20 protein-coding genes are annotated in these 20,999 nt (G+C 30.1%); 6 read left to right on the top strand and 14 right to left on the bottom strand.

From position 1 onward, the window contains the following. Positions 1-16: 16 nt before the first annotated feature. Positions 17-430, bottom strand: coding sequence for a helix-turn-helix domain-containing protein (locus AB6T46_RS02690; protein ID WP_370931889.1), 414 nt, complete (start codon positions 428-430; stop codon positions 17-19). Positions 431-651: 221 nt separating this feature from the next. Between AB6T46_RS02690 and AB6T46_RS02685 the strand changes: the two genes are divergently transcribed. Genes AB6T46_RS02685 through AB6T46_RS02675 form a run of 3 tightly spaced genes read left to right on the top strand, consistent with a single transcriptional unit; the run spans position 652 to position 3,958 of the window. Further along, entirely contained in the window at positions 652-1,665 is a 1,014-nt protein-coding gene (locus AB6T46_RS02685) for a thiamine ABC transporter substrate binding subunit (protein WP_370931888.1), read from the top strand. Beyond that, entirely contained in the window at positions 1,641-3,242 is a 1,602-nt protein-coding gene (locus AB6T46_RS02680; RefSeq protein ID WP_370931887.1) for a hypothetical protein, read from the top strand. The genes AB6T46_RS02685 and AB6T46_RS02680 overlap by 25 nt, the downstream gene beginning before the upstream one ends. Next, on the top strand, positions 3,242-3,958 hold the full coding sequence (locus AB6T46_RS02675) for an ATP-binding cassette domain-containing protein (protein WP_370931886.1): 717 nt from the start codon (positions 3,242-3,244) through the stop codon (positions 3,956-3,958). Before AB6T46_RS02680 ends, AB6T46_RS02675 begins: the two co-directional genes overlap by 1 nt. A gap of 1,252 nt (positions 3,959-5,210) precedes the next feature. Here AB6T46_RS02675 and AB6T46_RS02670 read toward each other — a convergent pair. From AB6T46_RS02670 to AB6T46_RS02655, 4 genes are read right to left on the bottom strand one after another with little or no spacing between them, the layout of a single operon-like run. Next, positions 5,211-6,425: a PLP-dependent aminotransferase family protein gene (locus AB6T46_RS02670; protein ID WP_370931885.1), complete on the bottom strand. Its 1,215-nt coding sequence runs from the start codon at positions 6,423-6,425 to the stop codon at positions 5,211-5,213. A gap of 17 nt (positions 6,426-6,442) precedes the next feature. After that, entirely contained in the window at positions 6,443-7,423 is a 981-nt protein-coding gene (gene ilvC / locus AB6T46_RS02665; protein ID WP_370931884.1) for a ketol-acid reductoisomerase, read from the bottom strand. Positions 7,424-7,432: 9 nt separating this feature from the next. Continuing rightward, positions 7,433-9,343 (bottom strand): potassium transporter Kup, encoded by a 1,911-nt coding sequence (locus AB6T46_RS02660; protein WP_370931883.1) that lies wholly within the window; start codon positions 9,341-9,343, stop codon positions 7,433-7,435. A 15-nt stretch (positions 9,344-9,358) separates the two neighbouring features. Next, positions 9,359-10,105, bottom strand: coding sequence for a pyridoxine 5'-phosphate synthase (locus AB6T46_RS02655; RefSeq protein WP_370931882.1), 747 nt, complete (start codon positions 10,103-10,105; stop codon positions 9,359-9,361). 116 nt (positions 10,106-10,221) lie between these two features. Between AB6T46_RS02655 and dctA the strand changes: the two genes are divergently transcribed. Beyond that, positions 10,222-11,526, top strand: a complete 1,305-nt coding sequence (gene dctA / locus AB6T46_RS02650) for a C4-dicarboxylate transporter DctA (protein WP_370931881.1) — start codon at positions 10,222-10,224, stop codon at positions 11,524-11,526. Positions 11,527-11,623: 97 nt separating this feature from the next. Continuing rightward, entirely contained in the window at positions 11,624-11,884 is a 261-nt protein-coding gene (locus tag AB6T46_RS02645) for a DUF2312 domain-containing protein (RefSeq protein WP_370931880.1), read from the top strand. Positions 11,885-12,049: 165 nt separating this feature from the next. Here AB6T46_RS02645 and AB6T46_RS02640 read toward each other — a convergent pair whose 3' ends face one another. The 7 genes from AB6T46_RS02640 to rpmF all read right to left on the bottom strand — a co-directional run bounded on the left by AB6T46_RS02640 (position 12,050) and on the right by rpmF (position 17,712). Then, positions 12,050-12,349, bottom strand: coding sequence for a glycine zipper 2TM domain-containing protein (locus AB6T46_RS02640; RefSeq protein WP_370931879.1), 300 nt, complete (start codon positions 12,347-12,349; stop codon positions 12,050-12,052). A 73-nt stretch (positions 12,350-12,422) separates the two neighbouring features. Next, positions 12,423-13,055, bottom strand: a complete 633-nt coding sequence (locus AB6T46_RS02635; RefSeq protein ID WP_370931878.1) for a thiamine diphosphokinase — start codon at positions 13,053-13,055, stop codon at positions 12,423-12,425. Positions 13,056-13,111: 56 nt separating this feature from the next. Continuing rightward, complete coding sequence (locus AB6T46_RS02630; protein ID WP_370931877.1) at positions 13,112-14,023, bottom strand: RNA polymerase factor sigma-32; 912 nt, start codon at positions 14,021-14,023, stop codon at positions 13,112-13,114. A gap of 1,047 nt (positions 14,024-15,070) precedes the next feature. Then, entirely contained in the window at positions 15,071-15,598 is a 528-nt protein-coding gene (locus AB6T46_RS02625) for a CarD family transcriptional regulator (protein WP_370931876.1), read from the bottom strand. Between the two features lie 116 nt (positions 15,599-15,714). Next, positions 15,715-16,053 (bottom strand): ferredoxin FdxA, encoded by a 339-nt coding sequence (gene fdxA / locus AB6T46_RS02620; protein WP_370931875.1) that lies wholly within the window; start codon positions 16,051-16,053, stop codon positions 15,715-15,717. A 40-nt stretch (positions 16,054-16,093) separates the two neighbouring features. Then, positions 16,094-17,431 carry a hypothetical protein gene (locus tag AB6T46_RS02615; RefSeq protein WP_370931874.1) on the bottom strand — a complete coding sequence of 446 codons (1,338 nt, stop codon included), beginning with the start codon at positions 17,429-17,431 and terminating at the stop codon, positions 16,094-16,096. Between the two features lie 101 nt (positions 17,432-17,532). Beyond that, entirely contained in the window at positions 17,533-17,712 is a 180-nt protein-coding gene (gene rpmF / locus AB6T46_RS02610) for a 50S ribosomal protein L32 (protein WP_370931873.1), read from the bottom strand. 184 nt (positions 17,713-17,896) lie between these two features. On the opposite strand from rpmF, the gene AB6T46_RS02605 reads away from it, so the two are divergent. After that, positions 17,897-18,796: a polyprenyl synthetase family protein gene (locus AB6T46_RS02605; RefSeq protein WP_370931872.1), complete on the top strand. Its 900-nt coding sequence runs from the start codon at positions 17,897-17,899 to the stop codon at positions 18,794-18,796. A 12-nt stretch (positions 18,797-18,808) separates the two neighbouring features. Here the strand turns inward: AB6T46_RS02605 and ispG are convergent, their stop codons facing one another. Both ispG and miaA read right to left on the bottom strand, forming a co-directional pair. Next, complete coding sequence (ispG, locus tag AB6T46_RS02600) at positions 18,809-20,080, bottom strand: flavodoxin-dependent (E)-4-hydroxy-3-methylbut-2-enyl-diphosphate synthase (RefSeq protein ID WP_370931871.1); 1,272 nt, start codon at positions 20,078-20,080, stop codon at positions 18,809-18,811. Between the two features lie 13 nt (positions 20,081-20,093). After that, a complete protein-coding gene (miaA, locus tag AB6T46_RS02595) occupies positions 20,094-20,996 on the bottom strand; it encodes a tRNA (adenosine(37)-N6)-dimethylallyltransferase MiaA (RefSeq protein WP_370931870.1) in 903 nt (300 codons plus the stop codon). Positions 20,997-20,999 lie beyond the last annotated feature (3 nt).

The raw sequence follows: 20,999 nt of genomic DNA, 5'->3' as shown, positions 1-20,999 counted from the left end.
TACCTTATTTAATGTGTCATTTTTTCTCCTTATTTATGTAATAATTTCTTGCTAAATCTGGTGCTACAAGCTCAATTTTATTAACAGTCATACTATTTAAAAGATTATCCTGTTCTTTATCTTTCCATTCTAATGGTGCTATATTTTGCAAAGTGAATAAAATAGCTCTTAAAAAAACAGGTTTTAATTCTGGATCTAATAACTTCTGCTCCCAGAAAAACAAACGTTTAGCTTGCCCTAATTTTATAGCTTCATTAAATGCAGGATATTCTTTTTGCCAACTATATAAAGATTCACAAGTAACATTAAGCTGAGCTGCGCATGCAGATAAACTATATCCTTCTGACATTAATTTAATAATGTCATTAGCATAAGTATCTTGATAGGTCTTTTTTAAAGACCTATTTTTGTTAACTGATTGTTTATCCATGATATTAACTGGTTAACATTTGATTATAATATTTATTATTCTAAAACCAAGTTATAAAAATATTATCAAAGATAAGCATATGATGCACAGATTGTTAAATATGTAAATATCATAAAAATATATTCCACAATAAATTAATCTGTTAATATTTTTATTGTCTTATATTTTTACAAAAAAAATAAGTTATAATGTCGCCATTATGTACACTTAAGGGGACTAAAATGCGACATATTTATCATTTTTTCACCATCTTGATTCTTTCTTTAATAACTCTTACTACCCCATCAGCCAAAGATGGTTCTCTACCAAAATTAACCATCTATACCTATAGTGGTTTTGCTGGACCTTATGGCGTAGGACCTAAAGCAAAAGCAGAATTTGAAAAAACATGCAACTGTGAGGTAGTCTTTACTTCTCCAGGGCATTCCTTAGATATTTTAAACAAAATAAAATTAGAAGGTAAAAACACCCGAGCTGATATCGCTATGGGTTTAGACAATAATGTAATACATGAAGCTACTAAAACAGGGCTATTTGTAAAACATAACCTAAAAACACCTAAATATTCTATCGCTGTTGATTTTAATGATGATATTTTCATTCCATTTGATTATAGTTATTTTGCTTTTTTATATGATAAAGACAAAATTAAAAAAGTCCCAACTAGTATGGATGACTTTATCAATAATTTCCCCGATGCTAATTTCATCATGAGTGATCCTCGTGTTTCTACTCCTGGTTTAGGTTTAGTATTATGGATGAAGGATCTGTACGGTGATAAAGCTCCGGAAATGTGGAAGAAATTAAAACCTCGTCTAGTTACAGTAGCACCTTCATGGGGTACTAGCTATAATCTTTTCTTAAAAGGTCAATCAGATTATGTTCTAGCTTACACCACTTCCCCTCCTGCTAATTTATTTTACAATAAAAAAGATAATCACGATGTGTTAATCTTTAATGATGGTAACTACGTACAATTAGAAGTTGCCGCTCTTACTGTAAAAGGCGATAAAAATCCATTAGCACGTCAATTTTTGGAATTTATGTTAAGTCCTAGATTTCAAAATATAATTCCTGAAGTTAATTGGATGTGGCCTTCAGTTACACCAAAAGATAAATTACCTATATTTAAGGATGTTAAAGAGCCTAAAAAAGTTCTTATGATACCTAGTGAAGAAGTGTCAAAAAATAGACAAAAATGGGTAAATGAATGGATAAACGCACTTTACAACTAAGATTATTAGGATTAATTCCGGTAATCTTTTTATTCACATTAATTGGTGGCTCCCTATTTGCTATAGGGAGTTACAGCACCAATTTTGATTGGTCTTCTGTTTATATTCCCCCGTTTTTTAGTAAAATAGTTTATTTTTCTTTAAAACAAGCTTTTCTGTCAACACTACTTTCTATAGCTTTAGCTATTCCTGTAGTATGGGCTTTTTATAAGAAACGTAGTTCTTGGACTTATAAGATATTTGCTCGTCTATTCACTTTTCCGATTATATTATCATCTTTAGTAGTTTCTAATGCTATAGTTCTTTTTTACGGTAGAAATGGTTGGTTTAGCTATTTTTTACAACAAGTAGGCATTACTAATGATTTTTCTATTTATGGTTTAAGCGGTATTTTAATAGGGCATTTATTTTTCAACCTTCCTTTAGCAGTAAGACTATTTTTGATTTCGCTGGAATCTTTGCCAGATAGTTATGAAAAAACTGCTATCCAGCTTAACTTAAAAGGTTTTAATCATTTTAAAACTTTGTTATTACCTTATATTTTAAGACAAATACCTAGCGTTAGCTTCTTTATATTTTTACTTTGTTTTACTTCTTTTACTATGGTATTAATTTTAGGTGGTGGACCACAGTCAACTACCATTGAAGTTGAAATATTCCGTAATATGAATTTAGGTTTAGATGGCTTTCCTTTTGCTATCATATTATCGCTATTACAAATGGTAATAACTCTAATAATCTTAGCTGTTATGTATTTATTATATAAACCAATAGAAGAAACTACCAATAACATTAATCAACCTATTACTAAAATTTATATAGGGAAAATTGAAAATTATTTTTCTTTATTAATATTACTCTTATGTAGCCTTTTTATTATTTTTCCCTTAATCAATTTAATAGTAAGCTCTTTAAATAAAGAATTTATCAATTTATTATTAAGATCAGTAGTACAAGATGCGATATTAACGAGTATTAAAATAGCATTTTTTTCTAGTATATTTACTTGTCTTTTATCACTATTAGGTGTTATGGGTAAAATTCCTTCTATTCCTTTACCAAAAGGGAATTTTCTTAGTCCAATATTTGATAATATTTCTTATTTAATTTTTATCTTTTCACCTATAATCTTATCTACTGGCTGGTTTTTATTATTATATAAATATGTTAATCCTATATCTATTGCGATTTATATGATTATTATTTTAAACATAGCTATATCTCTTCCAATATGTGGCCATATTTTAAGCCCAACCTGGTATAGCCATATAAATAGGCATGATAAATTAATAAAAAGTCTAGATATTGGACAATTTAAAAGATTTTTCTTATTTGACCTGCCTTATTTAAAAATTGCTCTTTCTAGATGTTTTGCTTTTGCTTTTATTTTTTCTTTAGGAGATCTATCAGTTATAGCTATATGGGGCAATGACGAATTAAATAGCCTTCCCACTCTTATACAACAAAATATGGGCAATTATCGTAACAATACAAGTGCTATGTTATCAGTTATATTAATGCTGATCTCTTTCACCGTATTATTAATTTTTGATAAAATATATAGAAAGATAAATTAATGTCTAATATTTCTTCTCAAATTAGATTAGATCACGTCACATATATATGTGATGGTAATCATTTTTATTTTAATGGTATCATAGAGTCTGAATCTATATCAGCCTTAGTTGGCCCTAGTGGATCTGGTAAATCAACTCTTATTTTATTAATTGGTGGTTATATATTTCCTAACAGCGGTAATATATATATAGGTGACACAAATGTTACTCATTTACCTCCAAATAAACGTCCATTAACTATATTATTTCAAGAAAATAATTTATTTTCACACCTTAACGTTTTTAATAACGTAGCCTTAGGTCGTTCACCTAGTCTAAAATTATCTACTAAAGATAAAGAAGATGTAAATGATATTCTATCAAAATTAGATATTGCAGATAAAGCTAAAAATATGCCTAATCAATTATCAGGAGGTGAAAAGCAACGAGTTGCTATAGCCAGAACTTTATTACGCAATAAACCTATATTAATTTTAGATGAACCTTTTTCTGCCTTAGGACCAGGCATGAGAAAAGAATTACTAGAATTGTTATTAGACTTTAAAAAAAATAGTCCTTTTACCTTATTACTAGTTACCCATGAACCCAATGATATCTTATTTTTAGATGGAAAAGTATTCTTTATAAATAATCATCAGATTGTTGAACAAGGGTTAGCTAAAGATATTTTATCATCTTCATGCTCGACAGAAGTAAAGAAATATTTAGGATTATAATAAAAATTATAACTAATAAATAATACTTATATTAACTATGCTCATCTTACTTAGGCGCCGTATATTTTAGGGCGCCTACCTTTTTAGCAACATCCATTAAAACGCGAATAACTATATTATTAGCTAGCTTGACTATTATAATTTATTTCAACTAACTTATTAATTTAACTACCGATATCCTCAGCAGCATATAATTTTAACCTGAATAACATTCTTAACAACTAACTTTACCATTATTCTCTTTTGTTACTACATTTCTCAGATATTATACACCTTTAACAACATCAACATCGAAATACAAAGAGATCTATTATTAACTAACTATACTATTATAATTTATTTCAACTAACTTATTAATTTAACTACCAATATCCGCAGCAGCATACAATTTTAACCTGAGTAACATGCTTAACAACTAACTTTACCATTATTCTCTTTTGTTACTACATTTCTCAGATATTATACACCTTTAACAACATCACCATCGAAATGCAGAGAGAGCCATTATTAGCTAGCTATACTGTTATACTTTATTTCAATTAACTTATTAATTTAACTATCGATATCCTCAGCAGCATACAATTTTAACTTAAATAACATTCTTAACAACTAACTTTACCATTATTCTCTTTTGTTACTACATTTCTCAGATATTATACACCTTTAACAACATCAACATCGAAATACAAAGAGATCTATTATTAGCTAGCTATACTATTATACTTTATTTCAATTAACTTATTAATTTAACTACCGATATCCGCAGCTGGATACAATTTTAACCTGAGTAACATTCTTAATAACTAACTTTACCATTACTCTCTTTTGTTACTATATTTCTCAGATACTATACAATTTTAACAACATCACCATCGAATTACAGAGAGATCTATCATTATCTAGCTATACTGTTATACTTTATTTTACTAACATTATTTCCTTAGGCGCCACCGTTACAGCGCCAAACAAGAAGACAGTTAACGCTACCGTTATCTAACTTTAATATCAATATACTAACTTAAATAAAATTATAACCAAACCACTATTATACTTCCCGAAGATAATCAGCTTCTCTTTATTACTAGTCACTAATATAAGGAATGCCATTAATTCAGATAATGATATCCTATTTTTAATGGAAATATATTTCTATCAATGTGCATGAAATTGTTGAGCAAGAGAGCAGCTAAAAATAGCATAGCTCTTCATACTCAACAAAAGCAAAAAATATTTAAGATTATAATAAATATAGCTACTCCAAAGATGCTTTAATCAACTTAGCTATCCTCTTTATACCCTCTTCTATGAGCTTTTCATCTCCATATGAAAAACTTAATCTGCACATATTATTAGTTAAATTATCAGGAAAAAAACCACTACCAGGTACAAAAGCTACTCTATAATCTCTAACTGCTTTTTCAAATAACTTTTTAGTATCAAGCTCTACTGGTAATTTACACCAAATAAATAACCCTCCTTCAGGTTTATCCCACGTTACATATTCTGGCATATATTTTTCTAATGCTCTCAACATTATATCGCGATTTTTTAAATAATATCTTTTTGTGTATTCAATATGTTGATCGAATATATTATTAACCACTTTATGTAATATTATCTGATTTATTGTAGATGTATTTAAATCCATCGCCTGTTTTAATATGGTTAACTTTTTAATTATTTTTTTATTAGCAACTACCCATCCTAATCTTAATCCTGGTGATATTGTTTTAGAAAAAGATCCACAATAAATAGTTCTTGTATTTTCTATATCTTTCTTTTTTTGTAATTCCAAAGATAATATAGATGGTATATCTTCACCTTCATAACGCAATGCTTGATAAGCACCGTCTTCAATAATAGCTATATTTAAATCTTCTGCTAATTTTAATATGTCTAATCTTTGTTGTTTAGTTAATGTTATACCAGTTGGATTTGCAAAATCAGGTGATAGATAAATAAATTTAATTTTACTATTATTATTTTTAGCTATCTGTTTATATTCTTCTGCAGACTTATCTTCCACACCTTCTAACTTTTGAAACTTTGCTTCATAAGTAGAAAATGCTTGAATAGCACCTAAATAAGTAGGCCAATTCACTAAAGCTGTATCACCGGGTGATAAAAATATTTTACCCAAACTATCTAATGCTTGCTGTGACCCTGAAGTTATTAATATATTATCTATTTCAACGTTGATACCAAGTTGCTGCATATGCTCTTTTAGCCATTGCCGTAAAGGTACATAGCCCTCAGTATTAGAATATTGTAATGCTAATTGAGCATCTGCTTGTGTAGCAAATAACTCATTATATGCTTTAGAAAATTCCTCCGTAGGAAAAATACTAGCATTTGGAACTCCTCCAGCAAATGCAATTATATCTGGTTGCTCTAAGAGTTTAAATATTTCTCTTAGTTCTGAAGGTTTTAACTCATTCATGCGTGATGATAATATTTGATCCCACATATTTTACCCCTTATCTTTTAATTAACTAATTTACGTAATTTCTCCCCAACGATTTCACTAGAATGTTTTGCTTTTATATTTCTAATAGTCTTAAATCTAGCTCCTCCTGCTTTATGCTCTTGAATCCATTGAGTGATAAATTTTCCTGTTTGTATATCTGTTAAAATATCCTTCATTTCATTTTTAATATTTTGATTAATAATTCTTTCTCCAGTCAAATAGGCGCCCCATTCAGCAGTATTAGAAATAGATTTATACATTCCTGCAATACCTCTTTCGATCATTAAGTCTATAATTAATTTTGTCTCATGTAAACACTCAAAATATGCCATTTCTGGTGCATATCCATTTTCAACTAACGTATCAAAAGCTGCCTTAATTAATTCTATCATACCGCCACATAATACGGTCTGTTCGCCAAATAAATCTGTTTCACACTCTTCTTTAAAAGTAGTTTCCAAAATAGCGGCTCTTCCACTACCTATCGCTGCAGCATAAGCCAAAGCTATATCATGGGCTTTTTCGGAATAATCTTGATGCACAGCAATCAAACATGCTAACCCTTTTCCTTCTAGATATTTTTTTCTCAAAGCATGACCGGGGCCTTTTGGAGCTACTAGAATTACATCAATATTTTTTTGTGGTTCAATCAAACCAAAATGTACATTTAATCCATGCGCAAAGAGAATTGCGGTATTTTCTTTGATATTTGGTTTTATTTTATAATTATAAATATCTGCTTGCAATTCATCTGGAGTAGCCATCATAATTATATCTGCCCAAGCTGATGCTTGTTCAATGTTAACTACTTCAAATCCATCTTCTTGTGCTATTTTTATGGTATTTGATTCTGCTGGTAAAGCTATTTTGATATTATTTAAACCTGAATCTCTCAAATTCAAAGCATGAGCTTTACCTTGATTTCCATAACCTACCAATAAAATATTTTTATTTTTTATCAATGCTATATCGGCATCTGTATCATAATATATTCGCATATTCTTTTCCTAAATAGTTATTTGTGTTCCTATCTCTACTACACGTCCAGTAGGTATCTGAAAATATTCAGTTGCATCTGCAGCTGTACGAGACAATAACAGAAATCCTGTATTTTGCCACCCAGTCATATCAGAGTTAGCAGATTTTTTAAGCGATCGTCGTGATAAAAAGAAAGAGGTTTTTAAAATATCAAAATTTAAACCTAATTTTCTACCAAGCGCCAATGCTCTAGGTAGATTAGGTTGTTCCATATAACCAAAAGTTACTGTAACTAACATAAATCTTTCATTAAATTGTGATACAGATATTCTTTCACCTCTCGATACTCTAGGCGTGGTAGCTGTTACTACAGTTAAAATTACATTATTTTCAAAAATAACTTTATAATGTTTTAAACTATGCATCAATGCATGTGGTGCAGTACGTGGATCTCCAGTTAAAAATACTGCTGTACCTGCAGCAATAAAAGGAGGAGTTTTTTTCATTTTCTCTACTACATATTCCAATGGCACCTCAGCAGCATGTACACGATTAGCTAAAGCTCTACTTCCTTTTGTCCAGATCCACATAATTATTACCAAGATAGCCGATATACATACCGATGCCCAACCTCCATCAATAATCTTAAATAAGTTAGCGCTAAAAAATAATAAATCAACAAATATAAAAGAACCCGCTAACAATAATATTATGCTTAACTTCCATTTCCAAAGTCTACTCATTGCTAAAGATAGTAAAATAGTGGTTACTATCATATTCCCTGTTACAGTGATACCATAAGCTGCTGCCAATTTACTTGACTCACCAAAAAAGGTTACTAACAATAAGACTATAGCCGCCATTAAAAAATTAATACGCGGTATATATATATGCCCGGAATTTTTTTCTGATGTATGTAAAACTTCTAACCTAGGCAATAAATTTAATTGCACCGCTTGATGTGCCATAGAAAAAGCGCCTGTTAACATTGCTTGACTAGCAATAACCGTAGCAATAGTAGCAAAAATAATCATAGGAAGCAGGCCCCATTCTGGAACCATTTCAAAAAAAGGATTTTTAATCTCGCCGCCATGCGCTAATACAAAAGCGCCCTGTCCCATATAATTTAATAATAAGCAAGGAAAAACCACTAAAAACCATGCTAATACAATTGGTTTACGTCCAAAATGTCCTAAATCTACATATAATGCCTCTGCACCTGTCACGGCTAAAAAAATAGCACCTAAAGTCGCGAAGGCAATTAACGGATGAGTTAATATATAATTATAGCCATACCATGGCATCAGTCCCCATAAAATCTCGGGGGAATCAATAATATTTATCAAGCCTAACAAGCCTAGCACTAAAAACCATAGGAATGTTACCGGTCCAAAAATAATAGCTACTTTTTCAGTACCTAATCTTTGAAAAGAGAACAACATTACCAATATAACAATAGTAATAGGCACAACAAAATTTTGTAATGAAGGCGCTAATACTTCTAACCCCTCTACGGCAGATAATACAGATACAGCTGGCGTAATAACTGCATCACCAAAAAATAATGCAGCACCCAATATACCTAACAGAGTTAACCACGTCACTCGACCAGAAAAACTTGATCTAACTAATGCTACTAAAGATAAAATTCCACCTTCGCCACGGTTATCTGCTCTTAATACGAACATAATATATTTAAAGCTTACTACAAACAATAGTGCCCAAAAAATAAGAGATATAATTCCAAATACTTCGATGGGCTGAGCAATATTTTCTGTAGCCCCTAAGCTAATTGCTGTCTTAAAAGCATATATAGGACTAGTCCCAATATCACCATAGACTACGCCCATTGCCCCTAATAATAATAATATTAAGCCATCTTTATGCCCAGTTGGACGTGTGTCAAAACTATGAGATTCAGTTTCTTCTTTTTCAATCATTCGGGATCTCTATGGTTAATTAATATTATTCATAACATTTAAAAATCTTTTTATCGAATTTTTTATACCAAAAGTCAATGCATCAGCTATTAAAGCATGACCTATAGACATTTCAGTAAAATCAGGAAAAGCAGATATAAGTTGCGGTATATTTTCAATGGTTAAATCATGTCCTGCATGAACATGTAACCCCAACTTTTTAATTTCAGTCGCCGTTTCCGTGATAATTTTTAAATATTTTTTTCTATATGTTAAATCATTAAAGTTAGCCGCATAAGGACCGGTATAAATTTCTAATGCATGCGCACCTAATTCTTTAGCGATAATTAAATTTTTAGAATCATATTCACAAAATAACGATATCCTCACAGAAGTCTGTTTTAAACGATTAATTGCAGGCTGTAAGATATTAAACTGCTGTTTAAAGTCCCAGCCATGATCAGACGTATTTTGCTCTGGATGATCAGGTACTAAAGTAACTTGATGTGGTTTTACTAGTTCAATTAACTCCAAAAATTTTGAATCAGGAAATCCTTCAACATTTAATTCATGTTGTGGAAAAAATTTATTAAGAAACTCACGCAAATCTTTAACGTCTTGATATTTTATGTGTCTTTCATCAGGTCGTGGGTGTACTGTGATACCCTTTGCCCCTGCTACACATGACTGTTTAGCTATATCCAATAAATCAGGCCAAGCTAATCCTCGTCTATTTCTTAATAAAGCTACTGCATTTAAATTAGCTGATAATGATACAGACATAGAAAAACCTTAAAATAATTTCGCTCTTGTTTAATTTATTACTATATTGTACAAAAGGCAATAATTTATAACTATAATATTTATGATAATCATATATAATACTTTGGGGATATATTATGTCACATCATTTACCTACAAATGTACCAACGGCTACTAAACTACCTATTTATCGTCAACTGTTTTTTCAAGTATTAGTGGCTATTATTTTAGGTGTAATATTAGGTCACTATTTTCCTAACTTCGCTACTCAGATGAAACCACTTGGGGACGGTTTTATTAAATTAGTAAAAATGATAATAGCTCCTGTTATTTTTCTAACTCTTACTATTGGCATAGCTCAAATGTCTGACCTAAAGAAAGTAAGAACTTTAGCAGTAAAATCTTTATTATATTTTTTCTTTTTTTCTACTTTAGCTCTTATCTTAGGTTTAATCGCCGTACATTTATTTAAACCAGGTGTTGGTCTTAATATATCCATTGAAACTTTAGATAATAACTCAATATCGCATTATGTTGCTAAAGCAAAAAGTCAATCTATAGTTGATTTTTTAATGAATATTATTCCGACTACTTTATTATCTCCATTAGTTACAGGTAATATCTTACAAATTATCTGCTTATCTATATTCTTTGGGATAGCTTTGAGTAGTAGCGGTGAATATGGCGCTAGCATCTTGAATTTTTTACAAAAATTAAGCATGCCTATCTTTAAATTAGTGTCTATCCTAATGAGTTTTGCTCCAATAGGTGCTTTCGGAGCAATAGCATTTACCATAGGTCAATATGGTATAGCTTCTATGGCTAATTTAGCCTATCTTATTTTTGTATTTTACTTTATTTCTGCCTTTTTTATTATAGTAATTCTAGGTTTAATGTGTAGATATATTGGTTTTTCTATATTTTCTTTATTAAAATATCTAAAAGATGAAATAGTCTTAATTTTAGGCGCAGGTTCATCTGAAGCAGCTTTACCTATGCTTATGCAAAAAATGGAAAAAGCAGGTGTAAAAAAATCTATAGTAGGTTTAGTAGTTCCGTTAGGTTATTCTTTTAATCTAGACGGTACAAATATTTATATGACCCTTGCTGCTATTTTTATCGCACAAGCACTAGGAATAGATTTAACCTGGCAACAACAAGTATTGTTACTGTTAGTAGCTATAGTTTCCTCTAAAGGCGCTGCTGGAATAGCAGGAGCCGGCTTTATTACTCTCGCAACAACCTTATCTATAATTCCTGATATCCCTGTTGCAGGTATGGCAATAATTTTAGGTATAGATAAATTTATGAATGAATGTAGAACACTAACTAACTTTGTCGGTAATGCTGTGGCTACAGTAGTGATAGCTTCTTGGGAAAAAGGTTTAGATCTCACTAAATTCAAAAAAACAATGAAAAGTAAATCACATTCTATTAATTAAGTTAACTCAAGGAAAAATAATTAAATTTGACATTTAAATGCCATAAATCTATCTTAAATAATAACTAATTAATGAATTTTTTAAGGAGAATTACTAAGTGAACGACGTACTAGAAGACAAACAAGATACAATTGCAGCGAGCCAACTACGCGCTTTTATCGAAAGAATAGAAAGACTAGAAGAAGAAAAAAAAACCATAGCTGAAGATATAAAAGAAGTATATCTTGAACTAAAATCGACTGGCTTTGATACAAAAGCTGTACGCACTATAATTCGACTTCGAAAACAAGAAGAGCACGAAAGACGTGAGGCTGAAGCATTATTGCAATTATATAAAGAAGCTTTAGGAATGTACTAAACGTAATAAAGATAATAAATAATATAAGCTACTTATATAATATTCACCTATTATATAAGTAGCTTAAAAATATCTTAAACCTAATAAAATCTTAACGGTAATACTACAAACAGCTTTGAATATTATCACTTCTAGTAACTTGTTATTAAAATTTAATCACTTTAATTATTCTTTACAAGGAGCAATGAATATATTTCCTGCTTGATCTTTATAACGACACTGTACTACATCATTACCATTTTTATCTTTTATTACTTGTTTCCCTAAATAAGCTCCTGCCCAACCACCGACAGCAGTACCAGCTATTGTTCCTATAGGACCCCCAGTTAGCGCACCACCTGCTAAAGCACCTACCGTTGCCCCCGTTAAACCAAAGCCAGATACTACTTGATCATTCGTAGTACAAGCAGCTAAATTTACTAATAAGCCAATCGCTAAAATTGATGATAGATGTTTTAACTTCATAATTTAACCTTTAATAATAAATGAACCTTTAATATTAATTATCTGTATCAATATTAATTTTTAACAATAGGCTTTAAACTAAATATATTATTAAAAGTTGCAAACCACCTTTAAAATTAATAACTAAGTCGCTAATAATTTTATTAGATAAAGTTATACTATCACCAAATTTTACATCTCGGTCAGTTAAGTCCCAATATGCTCCTTTTATAGATAAAGCTTTTACATCACTAAAAGTTATTAAGCTAAATAAACTATCTTTAGGAAAATGAAACTTATATTCATTAGGAACCAAAGGATAAAATTCGACTTCTCCATCAGTTCCCATAATATCTATATTATAAGATTTTTTTAATGATAACAGGTAAGTTATATGGAACAAACTATGATCAAATCTGTTACCTCCTGTTACCCCAACTAAAATTATTTTTTTAGCACCTAACTGAATAGCTTTTTGAACTGCTATTTGTCCATCGGTTTTATCTTTTTCCTTAGGAAATATTTCTCTTTTTACATCTATATGTTCTAATAATAATTCTTCCTCCGTAGAATCAAAATCCCCTACCCATAGATCAACTTTTATTCCTAAGCTCTTAGCATGTTTTATACCACCATCAGCAGCAATAACCATTTTGTTGGCTACTTGCTGCTTTAACCTCTCAGTTAACTTAATATCTCCTCCTAATAATATAATTATCTCTTTCATTAACCATCCTTATAATAATAACTAATGTAATGATAATATATTAAAAAAAATATTATTCAAAGGTGATAATTAATATTCTCCGCATATGATAATAATGCTTCTCTCAATTTTTGTAATGCTCTACTTTCAATTTGCCTTACTCTTTCTTTAGATATTCCTAAAGTAACTCCTAAAGATTCTAAAGTTACACCATCATCATCAAGCCGCCGCTCTTTTATGATCTGCAGCTCTCTGTCGTTTAACACCTCTAATGCTTTATATAACCATTTATCCCTTTTCTCACCATCTAATGTATCTTCAATAATTAGATCCGGTAACGGTCTTGTATCTACTAAAAAATCCATCCGTGTTGTTGAACTGTCTTCGTCACTATTAATTAAAGCGCTTAAGGAATTATCAGAGCCTGACAACCTAAAATCCATAGTTTCAACATCAGAAACAGAAACACCTATTTTATTAGATATTTTTTCATATACAACATCTTTAGTGATATTTTCATCTTCCTGCATTAATTGATTACGCAACCTACGTAAATTAAAAAATAATGCTTTTTGTGCTGAACTGGTTCCACCTCTAACAATTGACCAATTTCTTAATATATAATCCTGAATTGAAGCTCTTATCCACCAAGTAGCATAAGTAGAAAATCTTACTTCTCTTTCTGGATCAAAACGTGCTGCAGCTTCTAATAAACCAATATAACCTTCTTGTATTAAATCCCCCATAGGTAAATTAAATCTTTTAAATTTTGCTGCAATAGCAATTACTAATCTCATATGAGATGCGGTAATTTTATGTAGCGCATCTTCATCTTTATCTCTCTGCCAACGAATAGCTAAGTTATACTCCTCTTCCTTTTCAAGGTAAGGAGCAGCCATAGCACTCTTAATCATAGACCTATCTATAGTTGTGTCTGAGATGTTATTCTTTTTATAAACCGACAATTTAACTGATGCATTTTTTTGCATGTATTCCTCTTTTTTAAATAAATCCATGTACACTAATAATATATCTAAAGTATATCCTCTTACTTTATTTCTACTTTAACGGGAATATTTTTTCAATATTTGATTTCAATTTTACAACCTGTAGTAGGTATATTTTTTAAATAAAAATATTTATTCAAATTATCTAAAATAAATAAATAGCACAAAAAAAGCATGTTTATATTAAGCAAAACCTAGCAATTGTCTAGATTTTGCTTAATATAAAATTGAAAAAACCGCTAAAATAATTTTAATTTCTTTTCCACATTAGAAATCAATAAAATGCTAAATAAGATAGATAAAAAATTGCTGTTATCTATTTGATTTAAAAAAGAATATATCTATATTAGTATATATAATTATTTACTAATAAAGCAAAGGTTAATGTTTGTTTAATATCCCCAATAAAGAATTTTTTATAAAAATAATAGAATCAAAAACTAATTTATAGATAAATTTTATAATAACATTAATGTAAATTATCACACTTTTAATATATGATTCGTACTAACTATAAAATAATATAGATTGGTGATAAAACCACCTTAGTTAAAAAATAATTATTTAACTTCATATATTATGAATTATCTTGATATCAAAAATTAATATCTAATTATAAAAACCACAGAACTAATTAAATATTATGAATTAGATAATTATAACCGTATAACAAAATTAACTCTGATTAAAATCATATCAGCAAAACAAAGCTAGCTAGACTAAGAATTAAATAACATAATCCTATGATAAGATAACAAAATTAATCAACAAAAATTAAATAACTTTACTAAGGTAAGTCAGCAAACTAATTAAATATAGAAATGAAAATAACGTAACCTGACCACCAAGAAACAATGCTAATTAATATTAGAGTTAAATAACAAGACCAAGTAACAAAGAAATAAAGTCAATTAGCTATTAAAGATTAAATAACTTAGCTATACGATAAACTACAAAGTAATTAAATATAAGATTTAAATAATGTAACGCTGTAAAAAACAACTAAACAGTTAAAAACAAAATGATATACTATAATGTTTCATCTTCGACAGTTAAATTATCCTCAATGAGTTTCTTAGCTTCATCCATTGTGATATCATATACAGCAGATATCTCTTGCATCATACGCGAGAAAGCTACTTCATAGATTTGCTTTTCTGAATAAGATTGTTCATTTTGAGTTTCTGTTCTATATAAGTCACGCACCACTTCAGCAACTGTAGTCAAAGAACCAGAGTTTATTTTACTATCATATTCTTGAGCTCTACGTGACCACATGGTTTTTTTAATTCTTGATCTACCTGTAAGAACCTTTAAAGCACGTTTAATTTCTTTATCATCAGCTAACTTTCGCATTCCACTAGATAAAGCTTTTAGTACTGGAACCTTAACATCCATTTTATCTTTTTCAAAATGTATGACGAAAAGTTCTAATTCATGACCTACTACAGATTGCTTTTCTATAGCCGTAATTTGACCTACCCCATGCGCAGGATAAACAATATATTCATTAGCTTCAAAACTACTTGAATGAGTAACTTTAGTGACAGCAGACATATAAACACACTCCTATCGGCAAAAAACTTGTGTTATGCCCCTCATTTATTAAAATAAAATAACACAATTAGCTATAAAAATCAAGGAATAGCTTAACTTGCTAATATATAGATACATTAATCATCGGTAGCTGGTTTAGATGAAAAATATTTTTCTAATTTACCTTCCACACCATCAAACTCGCTAGCATTTTCTAATGGCTCTTTTTTTACAGTTATATTTGGCCATTTAGCCGCATATTCAGCATTTAGTACCAACCATTTTTCTAATCCTAACTCTGTATCAGGTAAGATAGCCTCAGCAGGACATTCTGGCTCACATACACCACAATCTATACATTCATCAGGATTAATAACTAACATATTTTCGCCTTCATAAAAGCAATCTACCGGACAAACCTCTACACAATCGGTATATTTACAGCGAATACAATTATCCGTTACTACATATGTCATAATGACCTCTGAATACTAAAAAATATATTTTTACTTATTATCAGTTACTAGAACGTTTATCCTTTAAAATTGCTAATTTAGCAAAAGGAGAATTTAAATCAATCGGTTTTGTCGGTTTAACAATTTTTTTATTATTAAAATTTTTGTCTTTTTTCTTTATAAACGATGATTTATTCTTACTAGTAAATTTGTTGGGCAGTGTATCATTAGTTTTACCACTATTTTGTAAAATATTACTAAATTTAACAGTGGATCTTTTCCATAATAAAATATTAATACTAGCTTCGGCCTTTTTATTATCTAACTCATCTTGCTCTAGTTGACATTTCTCAAGCTTCCATAAATCACCTACTGGCTCAGGATTACATTTATTAAAACTTCTATAATTAACTAAAGTTTCATCAACTACTCTTTTATCAATTATTGTACTTACATAACCTAATTCTGATAATATTACTTGCATATCAACACTGGTTGCTCCTAATACAGCCATCATAGGTAATGTTACAAAAAAGCTATTATCAAAATAAGCTCCTTCGATATAATTTTTAGGCGTACCATCCCATGCTAATAAAGGACGAATCATATCAGCTAACCGTTCAAGAATATCCACTCTAACAGCACGTTCTCCTAGCACTCTATATCCGGATAATTTATAACTCATCATAGGTATATTTTTATCCACTACTTGAGAAGTACGCCCAGATAATAATGCTGTTACTAATTGTTCTAACCCTATTACTTCCGTTTTATTATAAAATATTTTCCATAATAAAGCTAATTCTTGCACCATTAATGGTTTTAATAAAATTGGTATAAATAAATTATAAGCTCCAAATTTGACCCCTAATTGCCTCAATTTAATTCTGTCGGCTTTTTCCAAGCTACGCATATCTAGTAAAACATGCTTACGTTCAAGAATTCCGTAATTTTTTACTATAGATTGAGCAATTTTTTTAACAGTACCCTCTAAATTGCTTGCATCCTTTAAAGCATATAATGGCTTTAAAGTTTCTTCAAAGTAATAATTAACAAATCTTTTAGCTCTATCAGTAAATTTTGTTTTGATATCTTGACTTATTTTGTCATCAAAAAATAACATCAGTTTAGGATTAAGATAATCTTCTCCGGCTACTAAGCGCCCTATTACAACGCCTAACCAGCGGAAAGCACCATCACGGGCAACTGAAAAATCAGAATTAGAAGAAGATAAAAATTTTTCTAATAATTTATCATAAATTATATTTAAACAATCATGTTCTAACGCTGTGTCATTAGAAAAAATTTTTATTTTTAATCCATCAAATGTAGCTATTACATTTCCATCTTGATCAACGACATTATTTTCAGCCACAATTTTTACTTGATTTAAACTCATATTACTCTCTTTTACGATAGATCCAATATTCATGTAACACGAATTTAAAATATAAAAGGCTGGTTTCCCAGCCTTTTATATCTTAAAAAACTACAACGCCTTTACCCACGAGGTGAAAGAATCTGACGACCACGATACATCCCTGTTTTTAAATCAATATGATGGGGGCGACGTAATTCACCAGATGTTTTATCTTCTACATAGGTAGGTGCCTTTAAAGCATCTGCGGAACGACGCATTCCTCTTTTAGAGGGGGACGTTTTTCTTTTAGGTACAGCCATAGGTATGCTCCAAGAATATAAGAATAATTTAACTCTTCAAATCAAAAATAATATTTGTTATACACGTATTTTTTAGATTTTGCTAGTATTATCTTTTACAATTATAAAATAAATATAAAGATATAGGTAAATATATGTTAAAATCAGGTCATTTGAAATAATTATTATATGCAGGAACAAAATAATGCCGTTTATCAACATATTAGATCATCATACTAAGAATTTTAATGATTTTCTAACAAAAATTTTGACTTGTGAACCTGATAATTATGAAAAATTTCGTCCGATTACCTTATTAGAAGCTATAAGATATATTAGTTTAAATGGTGGCAAACGAATCAGACCATTTATAATAATTGAATCCTCTGCCTTATTTGATAATTGTTCTTTATCTTCTTTATATGTTGCTGCTTCATTAGAATTATTACATTGTTATTCATTAGCACACGATGATTTACCGGCTATGGATGATGATGATATACGTAGAGGTAAACCAACTTTACATAAAGCATATGATGAAGCTACCGCTATATTGGTAGGTGATGCTCTATTAACAATGTCCTTTTCTTTATTATCATCATCAAAAAATAATTTGAAACCACATATTGCGCTTGAACTAATTTCTTTCTTATCTCAAGCTGCTGGGGTTGGCGGCATGGTAGCAGGACAATATCTAGATCTTAATATACATAAACAAGCTAATGAATTAGCAGATATAGAAAATATGCAATCACTAAAAACGGCTATGTTATTTGAATATGCTGCTGCAACCGGCGCTATAATGGCTGAACAACCAAATGAAATAACTTCTAAATTACGATATTTTGGTCAAATTATCGGGCAAGCCTTTCAAATTTCAGATGATTTATTAGATTTAAACTCTAATTGCCAAATAGCAGGAAAAAAAACACAAAAAGATCTTAGTAAAAATAAAGTAACCTTAATTGATTATTACGGTGAAACTAAAACAAAAGCTATCTTAAAAAAGAAAGCAGAAATAGCAACTGAAATTCTAGCCCCCTTTGGTAAGAGAGCTAAAAATTTACAAACTATGATTAATTTTATTATTAACCGCACTTATTAATTATAAAATTAATCATTTAATATTTAATTCAGGCAACGGAATCTGTGGTAGATATTTATTTTTAATATAATCTATCACGATATTATGAAATTCTTCAGCAATATTTTCGCCTCTTAAAGTAGCAATTTTTACCCCCTCTACAAATACTGGAGCTGCTAAATTTTCTCCTATTCCTGGTAAAGAAATACCTATATCTGCGTGCTTAGATTCACCCGGGCCATTTACTATACATCCCATAACAGCAACTTTTAGATTTTCTACTCCAGGATATTTTTCACGCCATATAGGCATATTAGACCGCAATTTTTCTTGTATATTTTGTGCTAATTCTTGGAATACAGTAGAAGTAGTCCTCCCGCACCCAGGACATGCTGTAACTACTGGTGTAAAATTTCTCAACGATAATGATTGTAATAATTCTTGTGCTATTTGCACTTCTTGTCGTCTATCTCCATTAGGTTTAGGTGTTAATGATATACGAATAGTATCACCTATACCTTGTTGTAATAAAATTGCTAAGGCAGCACTAGATGCTACAATAGCCTTACTATCCATGCCGGCCTCCGTTAAGCCTAAATGCAAGGCATAAGAACAACGCTGTGCTAACATTACATTTACAGCTACTAGATCTTGTAACTGACTTACTTTTGCTGATAAAATAATTTTATTTGCAGGCATCCCCAGTTCCTCTGCAAACTTAGCTGAGCAATAAGCAGATTGAACTACCGCTTCTCGCATTACTTCTCTGGTAGATTTACTTTGTTGCAACTTTTGATTTTCATCCATTAATCTAGTAAGCAACGTTTGATCTAATGACCCCCAGTTAACACCAATTCTTACAGCCTTATTATATTTCATAGCAATTTCTATTATTTGAGCAAATTGCTTGTCTTTTTTATCTTTGAAACCCACATTTCCAGGATTAATACGATATTTTGCTAAAGCCTGAGCACATTCTGGATAATCCGTTAATAATTTATGACCTATATAATGAAAATCACCAATAAGTGGTACATTATGACCAAGTCTAACTAATCTTTCCTTAATATAAGGAACCGCAGCAGCGGATTCATTTCGATCGACAGTTATTCTAACTAATTCTGATCCAGCCAAAGCTAAAGCAGAAACTTGCGCCACTGTTGCATCAATATCTGCAGTATCAGTATTTGTCATAGATTGTATTACCACAGGCGCACTACTTCCTATAAGCACCTTATCTACTTGTACTGTTGGTGTTTGTCGACGCGGTAATAAACCACCATTATAATGATATATATTATTCATCCGTTATTATACTTTATATTATAGTCACTAAATTAGAACTATTCTCAATTCTTTGCCATTGATCATCTAATTGATTATTAAACCAAGTTTGTTGTCTTTTAGCATAGTTACGTGTCTTTTTTATTATAAGTTCTATCATAGATAATTTGTCAATTTTTTTCTGCAAAAATAATTTTATTTCTTCTACACCAATCACTTTAGTTAAAGGTGAATCAGATGGTACATTTAATGTTAAAAAATCTTCCACCTCTTGGATAACACCATGTTGTAACATAATATTAAGTCTTTTTTCAATTAAACTAGTTAGATAATCTCTTTCAGGCATAAATAGATACCGCTTTATTGAAAAATCTTTTATTAAGTTATCACCCTTTTTAGATTGCCAATATAATAATGACTTCTCAGTGGATTCTTTTACTTCTAACGCTCTAACAATTCTTTGACCGTCAGTATTTTTGATAATTTTACTTATTGGATTATCTAATGTTTGTAATATTTTATGTAATTCTATACTTCCTATTTCACTTAACATCTTACGCCATTTTTGTCTAAGCTTAGCATCGATATCTGGAATAGCTGACAAGCCCCCTTCTAAAGCTCGGAAATATAGACCTGTACCACCGACAAAAACAATATTTTTATTTTTTAATTTATCATGTAACAAAAATCGTACATCATTATACCATCTACCTACAGAGGATATCTCATCATAGTTTAAATATCCATATAAATAATGCTCTATCTCTTGCTGTATTTCTATAGTTGGGCGAGCTGTTAAAATAGCTAACGGTGAATATTGTTGCATTGAATCACAATTAACTATGACCATATTATGCTTTTTAGCAATTTTATTAGCAAAATCAGACTTACCACTAGCGGTTGGTCCAGCAATTAAAACGATTTTACGATTTATCATAAT

It is taken from the genome of Bartonella sp. DGB1, from assembly GCF_041345015.1.
Taxonomy (GTDB): domain Bacteria; phylum Pseudomonadota; class Alphaproteobacteria; order Rhizobiales; family Rhizobiaceae; genus DGB1.
The sequence above is the reverse complement of the archived record's forward strand: the minus strand, read 5'-3'. Positions and strand labels throughout refer to the sequence as shown.

Coding starts and splice junctions, on each gene's coding strand:
- AB6T46_RS02675 (WP_370931886.1), top strand. CDS start 3,242: ATGTCTAATATTTCTTCTCAAATTAGATTAGATCACGTCACATATATA.
- miaA (WP_370931870.1), bottom strand. CDS start 20,996: ATGATAAATCGTAAAATCGTTTTAATTGCTGGACCAACCGCTAGTGGT.
- AB6T46_RS02685 (WP_370931888.1), top strand. CDS start 652: ATGCGACATATTTATCATTTTTTCACCATCTTGATTCTTTCTTTAATA.
- dctA (WP_370931881.1), top strand. CDS start 10,222: ATGTCACATCATTTACCTACAAATGTACCAACGGCTACTAAACTACCT.
- AB6T46_RS02680 (WP_370931887.1), top strand. CDS start 1,641: ATGGATAAACGCACTTTACAACTAAGATTATTAGGATTAATTCCGGTA.
- fdxA (WP_370931875.1), bottom strand. CDS start 16,053: ATGACATATGTAGTAACGGATAATTGTATTCGCTGTAAATATACCGAT.
- AB6T46_RS02615 (WP_370931874.1), bottom strand. CDS start 17,431: ATGAGTTTAAATCAAGTAAAAATTGTGGCTGAAAATAATGTCGTTGAT.
- AB6T46_RS02660 (WP_370931883.1), bottom strand. CDS start 9,343: ATGATTGAAAAAGAAGAAACTGAATCTCATAGTTTTGACACACGTCCA.
- AB6T46_RS02605 (WP_370931872.1), top strand. CDS start 17,897: ATGCCGTTTATCAACATATTAGATCATCATACTAAGAATTTTAATGAT.
- ilvC (WP_370931884.1), bottom strand. CDS start 7,423: ATGCGAATATATTATGATACAGATGCCGATATAGCATTGATAAAAAAT.
- AB6T46_RS02635 (WP_370931878.1), bottom strand. CDS start 13,055: ATGAAAGAGATAATTATATTATTAGGAGGAGATATTAAGTTAACTGAG.
- AB6T46_RS02690 (WP_370931889.1), bottom strand. CDS start 430: ATGGATAAACAATCAGTTAACAAAAATAGGTCTTTAAAAAAGACCTAT.
- AB6T46_RS02630 (WP_370931877.1), bottom strand. CDS start 14,023: ATGCAAAAAAATGCATCAGTTAAATTGTCGGTTTATAAAAAGAATAAC.
- AB6T46_RS02670 (WP_370931885.1), bottom strand. CDS start 6,425: ATGTGGGATCAAATATTATCATCACGCATGAATGAGTTAAAACCTTCA.
- rpmF (WP_370931873.1), bottom strand. CDS start 17,712: ATGGCTGTACCTAAAAGAAAAACGTCCCCCTCTAAAAGAGGAATGCGT.
- AB6T46_RS02655 (WP_370931882.1), bottom strand. CDS start 10,105: ATGTCTGTATCATTATCAGCTAATTTAAATGCAGTAGCTTTATTAAGA.
- AB6T46_RS02625 (WP_370931876.1), bottom strand. CDS start 15,598: ATGTCTGCTGTCACTAAAGTTACTCATTCAAGTAGTTTTGAAGCTAAT.
- ispG (WP_370931871.1), bottom strand. CDS start 20,080: ATGAATAATATATATCATTATAATGGTGGTTTATTACCGCGTCGACAA.
- AB6T46_RS02640 (WP_370931879.1), bottom strand. CDS start 12,349: ATGAAGTTAAAACATCTATCATCAATTTTAGCGATTGGCTTATTAGTA.